Origin of the sequence: Luteolibacter sp. AS25 (assembly GCF_046736275.1) — a bacterium.
GTDB lineage: Bacteria > Verrucomicrobiota > Verrucomicrobiia > Verrucomicrobiales > Akkermansiaceae > Luteolibacter.
The window spans coordinates 1,474,374-1,489,728 of record NZ_CP151837.1 but is presented as its reverse complement, the minus strand read 5'-3'; the positions used below and the strand labels follow the sequence as shown (position 1 = coordinate 1,489,728).

The following is a 15,355-nucleotide window of genomic DNA, read 5'->3' as shown; positions in this document are numbered from 1 at the left end:
CGGCGTCCTTCGGGCGCCGGCACAACCCCGGCAACCGACAAAAAGCGTCACCCAACCTCCCGATAAACACTCTCCCCGCTCTCCGGATACTTCTCCAGCACATGCTGGAACAGCGCCCCGCACTTCGTCTCAAAAAGCTCCGAGGTATATTTCTCCGGCAACCCCGAATCTAGCATCTTCTCAATCTCCACCCGCACCGCCGCACGCGTCGTGCGTTTCGTTCTCCATTCCAGCACCAGCTTCTCCGTCTTCAGCTTTGCCAATAGGTCTTTGCAGACCTTCTTGATCGCTTCCGTCTCCTGCGGGGAAAGATCCGGCCCCGGCCTTGTCAGGATATCGAACACCGCCAGCTCTTCCTCGCTGACATTCTCCCGCAAATGCCGCTGCTCCTCTTCGCTGAGATCCTGCGTGAACGTCACCAGATCCGCGAACAACTGTTCGATGCTCAGAGCCCCGTTGTTGTATGCCTCGATCATTTTCTGGAAACGGTCAAGGAAATCATACCGACTCGCATTCAGACGGATCAGGTTGTCCAGTTTCCGCTCTATCAACGCCCGCAGTTGCTGCGTCTCGATGTTCTTCGTCTTACTGTTCTCGAACTTCCTCGCCAGCACCTCAAAGTCGATCTTGCTCAGATCAATCGTCTTCGCAGGAGCACCCGGCTCATCCTTCACCGCCGTCAAGATAGAGTGATCCAACACGCCAGAAATCTGCTCCATCACCTCCGCGATGTTCACCGGATCCTTCTGTGCCCGTATCGTCTTCGCCAGCTCCGCGATTAACTGCGCCTTCGGTGCAAGCTCCGGTATGATAGGGTCGGGCATTACCGCCTTGTAGAGTCTCGCGACATCATTCGTCTGTCCAAGGAACTCATCCCGCACCTCGTCCGTGCGCATCAACTGGTCCACCGCATTGAAGAAAACCACATGATCTCCGGTAGGAATCGCCGCCAGATCCACATTCTGTTTCCGGCAATACTCCGTCACCTGCTCCAGCGCAATTTTCAGTGCCTCCACTAACTCCGTCTTGTCCTTCACTGGCAGCTCGCCGCCGCTACCACCCGCTCCGTAAATTGCCAACGCCTTTTCCAGCTCCTGAAAAACATTCGCGTAATCCACGATCAGGCCGTTCACCTTGTCGCCATACACCCGGTTCGCCCTGGCGATCGTTTGCATCAGTGTGTGACCGCGCATCGGCTTGTCGAGGTAGAGGGTCGAGCAGCTCGGCGCATCGAATCCCGTGAGCCACATCGCGCAGACGAAGACCAGGCGGAACTTGTCCTCAGCATTCTTGAACTTCTCCTCCAGATCCTCTTTCACCATCCGCTCCCGGTGCGGCAGGATATCGAATCCCTTCGCCGCCATCTCCGTGATCTCGTTCTGCCCCGGTGAGACGACCACCGCCATATCCGTCTCCACCAGATTTTTCAGCCGCGCGTTCAGCTCTGTGTATTCCGGCATCAGCGGGCTCATCTTCGCCAGCCGTGCGCTCACCCGTTCCGTCTCCGCGTTCCACTCCGCCTTGACCTTCTCATACATCCGCAGGGTCGTCAGCTTGTCGATGGATACCACCATCGCCTTGCCTTGGTAGCCGCGGTTCAGGAAATGGTGCACGATGTCCTTCGCCACCTCGTCCAGCCTGTCGTCGCGGGTGATGAGATGGTAGTTTCGTCCAAGCGCCTTTTTGAGCTTTTCCTCCTGATCCTCGTCCAGCCCCGCGTCCTCGATGGTCTGGTAGATCTCCTCATTCAGCTCCGGATTCGTGATCTCGAGCTCCTTCGTCCGGTTCTCGTAGAAGAGCGGCACCGTCGCCCCGTCTTCCACGGACTGCTTGAAATCATAGACGCTCACGTATTCGCCAAAAACCTCCCGCGTCCTCTCCTCCCCGGCGATCAGCGGGGTTCCCGTGAATGCCACGAACTTCGCGTTCGGCAGCGCCGTGCGCATGTTCATCGCCAGCGTATCGTATTGGCTGCGATGCGCCTCATCCGTCAGCACGATGATGTCGTCCCGCTCCGAGAGCACCGGATGCAACGTCCCCGGCTCCGTGCGGAACTTATGGATCAGCGTGAACACATACCGGTGATCCGCCGTCAGCAGCTCCCGCAGATGACTCGCGCTCGTCGCCTTCGAGTTCTTGCCGTTCGCCGCCCCGCAGTTCGCAAAAGTATCGGAAATCTGCCTATCCAGCTCCATCCGATCCGTAATCACCACAAACGTCCAGTTCCCCGCGATCTTGCGGAATACCTTCTCCGCGAAGAACACCATTGAGTAACTCTTCCCCGATCCCTGCGTGTGCCAGAAAACGCCTATTCTCCCGTCCTTCGATTGCTTCAGCGCCTCCACCGCGCGGTTCACCCCCAGGAACTGATGGTTCCTCGCCACCAGCTTCTGCGTCTTCCCCTTCTCATCGGAGAAGCGGGAAAAGTTCTCCACCAGATCCAGCAGCCGCCCCTTGTCACAAGTCCCGCGCAGCAGGGTGTTCAGGGAAATGTCAGCTACCTCCTCCTCGCTCACCGCCTTTTTCCAATCCCCGAAGTGCTCCCACTTCGCCGTCAGGCTGCCGATCTTGCTCTGCACCCCGTTGGATACGATGATCATCGCGTTGTAGTGGAAAAGCTGCGGGATCGTCCCCTTGTAGTCCGCGATGTTCTTGTCGTAACCCTGCCGCACATTCTCGCCCGGTGCTTTCAGCTCCATCAGCACCAGCGGCAATCCATTCACGAAACCGATCAGATCCGGCCGTTTCAGATACAGCGCCCCCGCCACCCAGAACTGCGAGGCCAGCAGGAAATCATTGTTCTCCGGCACCTCCCAATCGATCACAGCCACCACCTCCACCCGCTGCCCGCCATTCTCCTTATCGGGGAATTTCACCGTCACCCCACCTTTCAGCAGCTTGGCTATCTCCCGGTTCGCCTCCACCAAGCTCAGTGCCGTCCTATCCCGTGAAAGCTCCTCCACCGCCCCATCAATCGCCTCCTCCGGCAGATCCGGATTCAGCGCAAGGAGCGCCGTCTTCAGCCGCCCCGTCAGAACCACCTCCCGCTTCCCCTCCCGCCCGAGATTACTCACTCCCCCAACCCACTCACCGAAGCAATTCATCACATCCCACCCCAGTTCATGCTGCATAAGCTGAATCGCGGGTTGCTCGACTAGGTGGTCTTCGGTGTAGGCGGACATTGTTTACTTAAGCTTACGAGAATTAAATCATTAGGAACTGGTAAGCTTACTTTAATCCAACTCGTCGACAGAAACGATTAATTGGCGTGCATAAAGAAATGCCACTTGTTTCACCCAATCTGTCCGAACGATAAACACCCAAAAGACGGCAAGGAAAAAAGTAACGGCTAAAGCACCGATACTCAGATTTTCGACTTCTCCCACCTCTTCAAACCGGAGCCACATCACCAACGAAGCTGAGACCATAGCGACTACAGACGAGCAAACTCCTAAAAATTTGGCTCCCCATGTGTTCCTGCGAAATCCGAAATTAATATTTTCTAAGAACAAAATGCGGAATTTTTTAGTATCGCGAGTTTTGTTCCGCAAAAACTCTGACCACGCAGCATATGTTGCATCTGCTCCGGTAGGATCTTCAGCTTCCTGCGTTTCGGATACAGCGGATGTGTTCGAAACCAACGCAAGAAGCTTCGAGTGATAACGTGCCTTGGAAAGGCTATCGATGAAGTTTGTGCGATGCCTCAAGACCACAATAGAGGGCATCCCTCCCCATGAGTTGAATAAATACGGCTCCCGCTTTTTACTCGCGTCGCGAACCAATTGAGTCAGGAGGAAACTGCCCAGAATTGCAATCGGAGCAAAAACCCAAGCTTCGTTGCTTTGAATGACTTCCGGACGAATGGCGATGAAGGCCGCCGCGATAGGAGCAATCACCAAAATTGCTGGATATAGTCTAGCCTTCCGATTGTAGGAATCGGAAACAAGTGATCCAAAATCAATCATCTTCCACCTCCGTATAAAAAGGAAGGGGCTCTACAGTTGTCCAGTCCGCTCGGGCGGGAGTACCGGGGGAATGGTGATACTTCGAAGTGCCTTTTGTAGCTATTACTTTCGCACCGCGTCGTTTGAAAGCGTTTGTCACTTTGCGCGAAGGATGTTTTGGCTCTCCTTGAACAGGCACGGACACGATTGCCGAATATCGCCCTTCAGCTTGACTATCCTTGGAACCAAGAAGGCGATCGAGGATAGTGGGTCCTACATTCCGCTTGCTTCCATGATGGGGAATTTGAACAAAGCTGAATTGCTGTAAGGGAATGCCGAGTTGACCCGCATTATCACAAGCGTGTTCAAGGGCAGGCACTCCAGCATCACCCGTGAATAACAGGCGCTTATCACCAAACTCCAAGAGCGTTATTGTCGAAGAGTTATTTTCGGCATTTGTCCCTTCGATTGGATCAATAAGAGACTCGTTTTCCCAATGTTCGGCAACCCAGTTGAGCATTTTTTCTCCGGCAGCCTTCAAGCCTTCAATTATTGTGGCAGATACGCTGTAGGCAGGCGTCGAGGTGTATTCGAGAAGAAGCTGTCGATAGAAATCAAGTGTGGGGCCAATAAAACGAATATGGGGAGATGGAGACCATCCGCCCGCGTATGGTTCCACTACCGGAATACCTAACCTTTCTGCCATTTTGAACAGATCGTGCGCTTGCTGCATCGCCTTCTGAACGCGGTCATTGATCCCTTTACCCGTAACACGGCCATCTTGGAACAAATGACGAATATTTTCACCATGCTTCCATGGTAAATGCATCATTAGGAGCTGCACGTCCAAACCCTCAAGAACATCGACTAATCCCGAGACATGATCTGTGTGCGGGTGTGTCGCTAGGACCATATCGACACGCTTTGTCCCGTAATATTTCTGGACGTGTTCGACTAAAGCCTTACCGGAAGATCGGGTCCCACCGTCTATCACTCCGACAAATTGTGGGACTGAATCACTCCAAAATCTGAAACAAATGGCGTCGCCGCCCTTTGAGGCTTCGCCGACTGGCAGAAAATCAATTTCGTATTCCATAGTATTTTATTTTTGGTTCAGAAGCTTGGGTAAAATGAGGTCGCGGCTGTGGCGGAGGGTTTGGTTGCGTTTGACTAGGTTCTGCTGTTGGTCGATTGCAGTTTCGGAAAGCGTGGAGAAGCGTGCCAACAAATCCTTTGGCGGAAGGACGAGCGGATAATCTTTCAGAACCTTCCAATCCGTTCGCGGCATCTTGGAGCCGTTCGATGTTGCAGTGGCGTGGGCGACAAAGGCTTCGGTAAAAACGCAGAATGTAACCAATGCGCGATGATCTGGTTTCTTCGCACGGATGATGATGGTGTCTGCGGAACAAACTCCATCGAAGGGAGCGACAACCACCTTGTGGAAGTAGGGACGAATCTTGCCGAAGAGGACATCTCCCCGCTCGAAGAGAAGCTTGTTCGACCCGAGTTCGATAACCTCCTCCCAAGCGTCCAGCGCGAGAGATTGACGGGGAATATGTTCAAGTCCGACGTAGCGTGTGACTTCATCCAGTTTCCCCTTTGAAACGCCCCGTCGCATCTGGTCTGCAAGTTCCCCGAGCTTCTTCACCTCCCACCCTTCCGGAATCCGGCCGAGTTCGGAGCCTTTGAAGGTTGCGGATTCGTGGCCGGGAAAGCGGAAGTGGACAAACCACTCGCGGTAGAGGGATTGCGCCATCTGCTCCAGGATCTTGATGCGGCGCAGGTTGTTCTCGATCAGGTCGTCGTAGGCCGAGAGGATGCCCGCGATCTTGCGTTGGGTGGGGAGGTCGGGGAGTGGGATTTCGATCTCCTTGATGTTCCGCAAACTAATTGTCGGCTGTGACGCGCCTCCAACGAAGCTCTCAATCTGAGCGGATACTACTTCAGAATTGAGACAGCAATACAGGTAGTATGGATCTAATCTCTTTTGAGCTGGAGTAATGCAAACTGTGTTCTGCCCGAGGCAAATCTCCTCATCTCGATTCACAAAACATGAATTGCCGTAGGAGCCTACTCTTGTGAAAAGAATATCTCCAACTGTAGGACGGTGTTTTTTGGAAAATTCTCGGAATGTCTCGTAGTCTACGCGCTTAGTTCCATTGGTATCCACGAAACCGCGCCGAATGTCTGTGACACGGATCATCGGATACCCTTCGTCCTTGTAACCGGGGGGCGTTTTGTGGAGCGAGTCGTAAAGCGTCACGACTTCGTCTAATTTGACGTTCGCGTTGCTCATGCCGTTTCCAAAAGTTCCACGACGTTTTCCGCAATCTTCTCCTCAAGCTCCCGTGCCTCGGCATTCAGCACTTCAAGTTCCTCGTTCAGTGCTTCGAGCTGTTCCTTGAAATCCTCGTCGCTGAGATCCTCGCCCTTGGCAACGCCGACGTAGCGGCCGGGATTGAGCGACCAGCCCTGGGCTTCGATTTCGGCGAGGGTCGCCGCCTTGCACAGCCCTGGGACATCGGTGTAGCCCGCTGCATCGCCGAAGACTTCCTCCCATTTCCCCTCGGAGCCGTGGGCGAACTCCAGATCCTCGCCGCGATAGAAGCGGACGAGGTTCGCGAGGAACTCGAGCTGGGCGGGGGTGAAATCCCGGTGGGCCCGGTCGAGCTGGCGGAAGATGTGGCGGGCATCAATGAAGAGCACCTTGTCCGCGCGGTCGGTGCCGGCTTTCCCCTTATCGAAGAACCAAAGGGTGCAGGGCAAGCTGACAGTGTAGAAAAAGTTCGGACTGATGGCGACCATGACATCCACATCCCCGGCGCGGATGATCTTTTCGCGTATCTCCTGCTCGGAGGCGCGGGCATCGGCGGCGGAGTTTGCCATGACGAATCCGGCGCGTCCGGTGCGGTTCAGCGCGGAGTGGAAGTGCTGGATCCAGAGGTAGTTCCCGTTGTCCGTGCGCGGGATGCCGAAGGGGTAGCGCGGATCGCCGGAGAGCCTTTCCTTATCGATCTTGCTGACATTGAACGGTGGGTTCGCCAGCACGAAATCGAAACGCCCGACGGAGTCCTGAAGATCCTCGTAGTAGGTATTCCCCTGCTTGATGTCCCCGCTCAGCCCGTGGACGGCGAGATTCAGCCGCGCGAGCCGCGAGGTATCCGTGACCCGCTCCTGGCCGTGGACGGAAATGTCCGTGGTGGGGTTTTTCCGATGCTCCTCCACGAAGCGGGCGGACTGGATGAACATGCCGCCGGAACCGCAGGCGGGATCCAGGATGCGCCCGTGGTAAGGCTCCAGGATCTCGACGATGAGCTTGACGATGGAGGTGGGTGTGTAGAACTCCCCGCCCTTCTGACCCTCCGTCATGGCGAATTTCCCGAGAAAGTATTCGTAGATCAGGCCAAAGGTATCGCCGCCCTTGTCCATGGGGATGGAGGCCATGACTTTCAGCAGCTCCGCGAGCGTGCGGCTGTCGAGGATGTGGTAGGTCTTGGGCAGCACATCGGCGAGATCCGGGTTCTCCTTCTCAATGGCGCGCATCGCGTCATTGATCGCCTGCCCGGTGTTCGCTCCCTCCGGCAGGCTCAGCAGCTCCGCGAAACGGGCGTTTTCCGGCAGGTAGATGACACCGGCGGCATGGTAATCCGTCGCGCTGATCTTCCGGCGCGATCCTGCCTGCGGTTTCAGATCCTTCTCCACGGCGGCAAAGCGCACATCCGCATAGCGCAGGAAGATCAGCCCGAGCACGGTCGGCGAGTATTCGGAAGGTTTCAGATCCGCCCCTGCCCAGAGCATGTTCGCGGCATCCCAGAGTTTCTTCTCAAGGGCGGCGTGGGAGTCGTCGGCGGTGGCGGGTTTTGTCCAATGCATAGGCTGGAACTTTCTAGCCGCCACCCCATGTGCACGAAAAGGAAAATCAGGAAGACTCCCAATGAAAGACTTATGATTTAAAAGCAAAAATAGATTCTATGTCGTATGTATTAATCTCCTTATCCGCTAACAAACCAGAGCTTACCGCCTTCGCCCCCTTAAAATCAGCCTCAGTATTTATTCAGACAAGTTTGTCCATCCGTCCGTTTATTTGATAAGACGCACTCGATATCTCTTCTCTGTTTCGACGGGTAACTAGATATCAATCAACCACCCATATCTACAAAAGAGAGGAGATTCCCAGAAAAGCTAGTCTCTTTGCTTCCAAACAACCCCAGTTTGCTTACTAACGGACCGGAGGACCTTACAAGCAACGCTTCAGACCTTATAAGCAACTCCTCGGACCTTACAAGCAACGCCTCGGACCTTATAAGCAACGTCTCGAACCTTATAAGCAACGCCTCTCACCTTATAAGCAACGTCTCTCACCTTATAAGCAACGTCTCTCACCTTACAAGCAACGCCTCTCACCTTATAAGCAACGTCTCTCACCTTGTAAGCAACGCCTCTCACCTTGTAAGCAACGCCTCTCACCTTGTAAGCAACGCCTCGGACAATACTGCCTGACGCGCCTTCTTTCCAAGGGCCGGGCCCTCAGCGGCTCGCCTCTCACCTTTGCTCGCGGACGCGTTCGGTGCAAACGGTCTCCGCGATCGGGATCGCATTTCAGAGTGTCTATTTAAGATACAGATCCAGGAAATCAATCGCCTGATCGATCGCGCCATCGGGATCGAAGAATGCGCGGACGTGTCCTTTTTTCCGGATCCAGTAGACCTCGTTCGGCACGCCGGATTCATCCAACTTACCACTCATTTCCCACAGGTGATCCGGATTCACCAGTAAATCGTCTTCCCCATGATAGAAGAACACCGGCGGGCTATCTGCCGTGACGTAGTTCACCGGCGAGGCTTCCCAGTATTTTTCCGGGATATCCTCGAACCTCCCACCCAGGAAATTCTGGATCAGCTGCCCGCCCGAGTAATACATCAGGTTCGTGGGAGAGGCTCCCGCCACGGCCGCCTGAAACTCGCCCGGTTCAGCCGTCATCGAGGTGAGGAGGCCCACATAGCCGCCCGCGGAATAACCCCAGACACCGATGCGTTCGGGATCGATCCCGTATTCATCCGCATGATCGTGAAGCCAGGCAGTGGCCATCCGTGCATCATCCAGCGGTGCCGGATACTCCCATTCCGGAGCCATACGGTAGGTAATGTTGAAAACCGCGTAACCCCGCCGCGCCAGCTTTTGGGCAATCCCTGCCAGGTGCCAGCGCCCATCCGTGCCCATCCGCGCATCGCCATGTATCAACAGAACAACCGGCGCCTTTCCGGCACCGGTCTCAGGTAGATAAAGGTCACCCTTCAGGTTCTTTGGCCAAGCGGCAGGGACATAGGAGAGGTTCTTCTTTTTCTGAAAATCCACTCCACCATCCCCACCGCTAAAGACCGGCACACAAGAAATCGAAAGTGCGGCCAGCGCGGAAAGCGCGAGCATTGGGAGAGTCTTCCGTTTCCAAAACATGCACGTGCTTACACAGCATTCTGGAAACGGTCAAAGCACCCTCTCATCTTATCCGCGGGCCGCGGTGGCTAGCGGGACTCGGCAGCCTTGATCTTCTCCGCCATGTATTTCTGGAAATGCCAGATCGGCTCTTCCAGGTGGCTGAGGCGACCCTGCTTGTAGCTGACGGAACGCATTCCGTTCTGGGTGGCTTCGCAGACTTCCATGTCTTCCATGTGGAATGCGATGCCTCCTGCTACTTCCTTGGCCTTCACCTCCTCGTAATTCTCCATTTCCAGAGCGGCAGACGGCACGATCATGGTGGTCATGAGTGTGCAGGTCTCCGGTCCGGTAGGGAGCAGACGATACCAGTAAACGCGGTCCGGCGCGGTGAAGAGCAGGAAGTTCGGGAAGCCCAGGTAGACACCCCACTCCAGCAGATCCTCGCCGTCCAGGTTCGGGAAAGTCGGAAACGGCGTTCCCGCATCTCCGCTGGCTTTGATTTCCTCCTGCATTTCCTTTTTCAGAGGAAGATGCATCGCGGAAAATTCAGGATCGAACGGCTCCGTCCAGCAGCCCTTGGCCGGGAGAAACGGCTCCAGAGTCTTCATATGCGCGCCGAGGTGATGATAGGCTTCCATGAAATTTTCCAGAAGGATCTTCCAGTTGAACTTGCACTCCCAGTGCTGCGACCAAACGAGCTTCGCGTTGCCCATGTCCCATTTCCCGACGAACTCATCCTTGAAACGGCTGTATTTCTCCGAGATCGAAGGAATATCATCGGAAAGCGTAACGAAGACAAAGCCCTCCCAGATCTCGCTGCGGTAATTGTGAAGGCAGACCTCGCTCCTATCGAAGCCTTCCGCTTCCTGCATTTCCGGCGCGCCGATCATTTTCCCGGTAAGGTCATAGCTCCAGAGGTGGTAAGGGCAGAGAATCACACGCTTGTTCCCCTCTTCCGGATGTCCGAATCCGGCTGGCATGACATCCATGCCGCGGTGCCTGCATACCCGTGAAACCACACGGATCTGATCGTCTTTCCCGCGCATCACCAGCATCGGCTCGCCACCGACATCCGCCCGGACGAAATCGCCCGTCTTAGCCACCTGGGAAACGTGGCAGAGCGAAATCCAGTCCTTCTGGAAAACCTCTTTCTGCTCGAACTCCATGTAGGCGGGATCCGTGTAGATCCCCGGCGGCATCGATTCCGAGCGCTCGCGCGGCTTTGCCGCAGTTTCCTTCACCTTCTCTAGGAGCTCCGGCGCTACGGCCTTCCCGACGGGTTCATTCATTACTGTGTTCATAGTTTAATTTTGGTTATTGATTGTATTTTTTCTCGAACCGCTCCTTCAGCCGATGGCCGATCCAGCAGTTCACCTCCCATAGATCCGCCACAGGCACCTGGGTGAATGGTGCCGCCTGCAGGTAGCCATCCGGCCCGAACTCGGGAGTCATGGTCACCTGTTCAAATTTCCGCTCCGCCATGGAGTCCCAGACCACATCCCACCAGCGCTCGTGCGCCTCCACGGCATACAGATATTCCGGGGCCCGTGGATCCGGCACCTGCGGTCCCTGCCCGTAGCCCACCCGTGGCTGGATATGGTGCGCGTGCTTCGCGGCCAACTCCAGAATCTCCTGCTCCTGATCCAGGATCAGACGCTCGGTAACCACGCACCAGTGACTGAAGTCGCAGGTGATTTTCAGATCCGGCAGGCGTTTCAGCACATCCCGCATCAGCCATGGATTGTGGCTGTATCTGCCGCGGTGGGTTTCCACCGAAATACCGATCCCATATTGGCTCTCCATAGCCAGCACACCCTCATGGAATTTCATCGCCTCATCAAAGGACCAAGCATCGTAGCCGCCCATGGTGTTCACGAACAAAGGAGAGCCCTCCAGGCTGCGCACCACACCGGCTTCCAGGGAAGCCAGATGGTCCTCCGCCGAGTGACCCGGATCAGGAACGAAAAGGCCATCCTGTGTGCAGGTGCTGACCTCCGCGATCCAGCTCATATCGCCTTCCGCCAAATCTCCGAAAAATGCTTTCCGCTCCCCGGTATCCTCAGGAGCAGGTGCTTCCATCCCCTCGAACCCGGCCTCCCTGGCCAACTCGATCGCCTCGGCGAATGAGCCCTCGTGTCCCCAAACTGTCTTAAATAACGTTGCTTTCATGTTTCTATAAATCTTTCACCACCCTGAATCCCAGATTATCCCAACAGGCGGCCTCCGGGGCCCAATCCCGCCACGATGCGCGAAGCACACGCGGCAGATGATCCCAGCCACCGCCACGGATCACGCGGTAGCCGCGTTTCCCGCCTTCCAGCCATGGCTGTGCATCGGATGGAGCGCCCGCGTAGCCCGGGTGCCATACATCGGCCACCCACTCGCAGACGTTCCCGACTGTATCGAAAAGGCCGAATTCATTGGCTCCGTAGGAGCGCACGGGCATCAGCCGGCCTTTGCCGATCTGGAAGCCCAGCTCATCGTAGAAGTAGTTCGCCTCCTCGGTGGAGATGTTCGAACCATTCGGGAAAATCGTCCCCCGCCCCCCACGGCAGGCGAATTCCCATTCCGCCTCACTGGGCAGCCGGTGGTTTTCACCAATTTCGCGGCAAAACGTTTGCGCATCCGCGAAACTGACGGAAACCACCGGAACATCTCCGGGCAGCCCCGGTAGATTTCCGGCAGGAATCCCTCCCATCACCTCACACCACTCATCTCTCGTCACAGGAGTTTCAGAAATGAGGAACCCGCGTTCCACTGTCACCTCATGGGAGGGCAGTTCCACTTCCGAGACGAATTTATCATCCTCCATCCCCCCCATCGCGTAGCGACCGGAAGGAACAGAGACCATTTTCAGCAGACCGGTGGTAAGCCGTTCCACGGTCTCGGGATGAGATTGATTTTGCATAAGGTGATGGGAAAGAATTTTGATTATTTGTTGTCCACTACGGCCTGGATCGGCGTGATATCGATGCCGGCTTCCATCGGGTAAGCCTTTTTCACCATTTCGAATTTCAACCACCACTCGGTGGTAAGGTCCCAATGGCGGGTGATCTCGTTGTTCGAGCCGAATGGAGGCTCACCTTCCATTACGCCCATGAATTTCGCCGCTTCCTCGAGATTGAACGGGTAGATCCCGCCATCTTTCGCGCTGCCATCGGCACCGATTACGGTTACGATATCCTCCACTGAAAATCCGAGTGCATCGGCCATGATCTTGTTCGCCTCCTCTGGATTCTCTTTCCAGTATTTCACCGCCGCGAAGTAGGCCTTCATGGTCAGCGCAGCCGCCTCAGGGCGTTCTTCGAGGAATTTCGAGCTCATATACATCCCATCGCCAAGCAATGCGGTTTTTTTGAAATACGGATCCTTGGAGGTCGCCATGACCTTGGAACCTTTCAGCGTGGAAAGAACCTTCCCGCCGAATGGCTCCCAGAACTCACCCGCTGCCACCGATCCACTGACCATCGCGGCCACCGCATCATCCATGATGACATTGGTGTATTCCACCTCATCGAATTTCACGCCATTCTCCTCCAGCCAGATGCCCATGTAGATCTGTGTGAGGCCGCCTTCCAGCACAGCCACCTGCTTGCCTTTCAGATCCGCCGCGGTTTCCACGGATGGACCGAAAATGATTTTATCGGTGCCATAGGATGGATTGGTATAGGTGACCATTTTCACCGGCACACCCTGGTCTGCGGCGATCGGGCCGTATTCCACAGTGGAGGAAGTCACATCGAGTTGACCGGCGGACATCTGCGCGAAGCTCTCATACGGATCCTCGATAATAGTGATTTCCAACTCCAGCTCAGGCACCAGGTTTTTCTCCTTCGCCAAATACCAGAATGCATAGCCCGGCCATGAGAACAGGGAGACTTTCACCACCTCTTTGCCTTCCTCGTTCTTCGTCGTCGCTTCGTCCTTCTTACAGCTCGCGGAAAGCAGTGCCGCGCCCATCATCAATGTTATCAGTCGTAGTTTCATATGTATTTTTCGTTTCGCGTTTACTCGTTCAGATATTTGAAAGCCTTTTTATGGATCAGGCGGATCACTAGATCGGAGATCAGGCCCAGCAGCCCGATGGTGAGAATCCCGGCCATGATGCTGTCCACCTGGACGAACCGTTTGGCCCGCATCATCATCGCGCCGATGCCATCCGTGGCGGCGACGATCTCGGCGATCACCAGGTAGGTCCAACTCACCGCCAGCATCTGCCGCGCGGTATCCAGATAGAGCGGCATGGCAGCGGGTAGCAGTATTCTCCGCAGCACGGTCATTTTCCCCGCACCAAGAGTTCGCGAGCATTCCACCAGCTCCACCGGCACGGACTTCGTATTGTCCATGAACAAGGTGATCAGGAAAAACACTACCCCTAGCACCAGCAGTGCGATCTTTTGCGAGTCCCCTGTCCCCAGCCACATCAGGAGCAAGGGCACAAAAGAAGGCGCCGGGAGGTAGCGGAATGGTGAGGCCAATGCATTCAGGAATCCCTCCACCGGGCTGAATGCGCCCATGAATATTCCCAATGGAAGAGCGATGGCCACCGCTATACCGAAGCTTACGAAAATCCGCTTCAAGCTCTGCAACACATCCGCGGCGAACTCTTTCTCGGCAAAAAGGGTGATCCACGCCTCGAACACCTTCACCGGCGAAGGAAACAAAGTCGGGTCCGCAAGCCCCAGAACAGACACCATCTGCCAGACTCCGAGGAACACGAGCCAAGCGGCGACGCCAAGGCCGAGCCGACCGCGGAATCCGATCCGATGCCGGAACTCGAAGATCGATCTACGTGTGCCGGACTTTTCTTTCTTCTCAAAAGCCTCTCCCACGGAGGTGATCAGAGCGCTGCAGGTGGTGGATTTCATGATTCTTAAAGATTGGAACAATCACCCCAAATCAAGCACCCACCGTGCCAGCGCGTTATTTATTTGCATCCGCAAATAATTATTCTAGTCCTTATCCACAACTTCTTCTAGTTTCCACACGAACTCCCTATCTAAGATCACGACATGGCCCTGCAGCAACTATCGGATATCCGAAACACCACTCAATCACATCAGGTGGCCTGGCGTTTGTTACTAACCGTCCACGCACATGCCTACCGCCAGATCGATGATGAACTGCAGAAGTCCGGCCTACTCACCTTCAATGACTACGACGTTCTCCTCACCCTGAACGAAGCGCCAAAGGAAACCCTCCGCATGAGCGAACTGGCCGAGGCCGTCCTCTTGAGCAACAGTGGTATGTCACGCCGCGTAACGACCCTAGTAAACTCCGGGCTGGTAACCCGCACTCAATCCAGAAACGACGGTCGCGTTTTTTGGGTAAAACTCACCGCCAAAGGACGCAAAGCGATCATAAGCACCTGGGAGACCTATAAGCCCTTGATCGACGATGTCTTTTCCCAACATCTCACCGAGGAGGAAGCTGATACCATGGCCCAACTACTGCAAAAAATCCTCAACGGAACCGGCCTGCAACAGCATCGTGATCTTCTGAAAAACAAGATGACCGATGCACCGAAGCCGAAACCAAAGGCCTAATCTGGAATCGGCGAATATTCATCATATTTCGGAAGTCCACCGATTGTCTGACTCCATGGAATACCGTCCATCAGCCAGCACTGGTCCTTGGGCGGGTGATTTTCCGGATGATCGAGACTGCAGGTGCTGACCTCGAAAATATGAGGCAAGGCCGGGTCAAAAAACATCAACGGGGTGCCGCAATCCCCGCAAAAGGAGCGCTCTCTTTGTGCAAATTCCAGAACCTTCGGCATACCTTTCTCCCACTCCATCGCACCGCTGTGGAAAAACGTCCAGGCCATCGCCGGAGCCCCACTCGCCTTCCGGCAATCCACACAATGGCATAGACAGGTCTGCAACGCGGGCTTGGCAAGCCGGTAGCGAACCGCACCACAGAGACATCCACCTTTGATCATAACCGGTCATATCCCAGCAGCGAATCAAAGTCAA

13 protein-coding genes are annotated in these 15,355 nt (G+C 55.3%); 1 reads left to right on the top strand and 12 read right to left on the bottom strand.

The window, feature by feature from the left end; genetic code table 11:
* Positions 1–47 precede the first annotated feature (47 nt).
* From AAGA79_RS06905 to AAGA79_RS06855, 11 genes are all read right to left on the bottom strand, one after another.
* On the bottom strand, positions 48–3,182 hold the full coding sequence (locus AAGA79_RS06905; RefSeq protein ID WP_411828040.1) for a type I restriction endonuclease subunit R: 3,135 nt from the start codon (positions 3,180–3,182) through the stop codon (positions 48–50).
* A gap of 51 nt (positions 3,183–3,233) precedes the next feature.
* Positions 3,234–3,965, bottom strand: a complete 732-nt coding sequence (locus tag AAGA79_RS06900) for a hypothetical protein (protein ID WP_411828039.1) — start codon at positions 3,963–3,965, stop codon at positions 3,234–3,236.
* Positions 3,958–5,040: a ComEC/Rec2 family competence protein gene (locus tag AAGA79_RS06895; protein WP_411828038.1), complete on the bottom strand. Its 1,083-nt coding sequence runs from the start codon at positions 5,038–5,040 to the stop codon at positions 3,958–3,960. The genes AAGA79_RS06900 and AAGA79_RS06895 overlap by 8 nt, the downstream gene beginning before the upstream one ends.
* 6 nt (positions 5,041–5,046) lie before the next feature.
* On the bottom strand, positions 5,047–6,240 hold the full coding sequence (locus tag AAGA79_RS06890; protein ID WP_411828037.1) for a restriction endonuclease subunit S: 1,194 nt from the start codon (positions 6,238–6,240) through the stop codon (positions 5,047–5,049).
* Complete coding sequence (locus tag AAGA79_RS06885; RefSeq protein ID WP_411828220.1) at positions 6,237–7,817, bottom strand: N-6 DNA methylase; 1,581 nt, start codon at positions 7,815–7,817, stop codon at positions 6,237–6,239. Before AAGA79_RS06885 ends, AAGA79_RS06890 begins: the two co-directional genes overlap by 4 nt.
* Before the next feature lie 735 nt (positions 7,818–8,552).
* The gene (locus AAGA79_RS06880) at positions 8,553–9,398 is read right to left on the bottom strand and encodes an alpha/beta hydrolase fold domain-containing protein (protein ID WP_411828036.1); all 846 of its coding nucleotides are present in this window, start codon (positions 9,396–9,398) and stop codon (positions 8,553–8,555) included.
* A gap of 68 nt (positions 9,399–9,466) precedes the next feature.
* On the bottom strand, positions 9,467–10,681 hold the full coding sequence (locus AAGA79_RS06875) for an aromatic ring-hydroxylating oxygenase subunit alpha (protein WP_411828035.1): 1,215 nt from the start codon (positions 10,679–10,681) through the stop codon (positions 9,467–9,469).
* A 13-nt stretch (positions 10,682–10,694) separates the two neighbouring features.
* The gene (locus tag AAGA79_RS06870) at positions 10,695–11,549 is read right to left on the bottom strand and encodes a sugar phosphate isomerase/epimerase family protein (protein WP_411828034.1); all 855 of its coding nucleotides are present in this window, start codon (positions 11,547–11,549) and stop codon (positions 10,695–10,697) included.
* A 4-nt stretch (positions 11,550–11,553) separates the two neighbouring features.
* Positions 11,554–12,288 carry a formylglycine-generating enzyme family protein gene (locus AAGA79_RS06865; protein WP_411828033.1) on the bottom strand — a complete coding sequence of 245 codons (735 nt, stop codon included), beginning with the start codon at positions 12,286–12,288 and terminating at the stop codon, positions 11,554–11,556.
* Positions 12,289–12,311: 23 nt separating this feature from the next.
* On the bottom strand, positions 12,312–13,367 hold the full coding sequence (locus AAGA79_RS06860) for an ABC transporter substrate-binding protein (protein WP_411828032.1): 1,056 nt from the start codon (positions 13,365–13,367) through the stop codon (positions 12,312–12,314).
* 20 nt (positions 13,368–13,387) lie between these two features.
* A complete protein-coding gene (locus tag AAGA79_RS06855; RefSeq protein WP_411828031.1) occupies positions 13,388–14,248 on the bottom strand; it encodes an ABC transporter permease in 861 nt (286 codons plus the stop codon).
* Between the two features lie 144 nt (positions 14,249–14,392).
* Between AAGA79_RS06855 and AAGA79_RS06850 the strand changes: the two genes are divergently transcribed.
* Positions 14,393–14,926, top strand: coding sequence for a MarR family winged helix-turn-helix transcriptional regulator (locus AAGA79_RS06850; RefSeq protein ID WP_411828030.1), 534 nt, complete (start codon positions 14,393–14,395; stop codon positions 14,924–14,926).
* Here the strand turns inward: AAGA79_RS06850 and AAGA79_RS06845 are convergent.
* Positions 14,923–15,321, bottom strand: coding sequence for a GFA family protein (locus AAGA79_RS06845; RefSeq protein ID WP_411828029.1), 399 nt, complete (start codon positions 15,319–15,321; stop codon positions 14,923–14,925). The two genes, AAGA79_RS06850 and AAGA79_RS06845, sit on opposite strands and share 4 nt — an antisense overlap.
* Between the last annotated feature and the right edge of the window lie 34 nt (positions 15,322–15,355).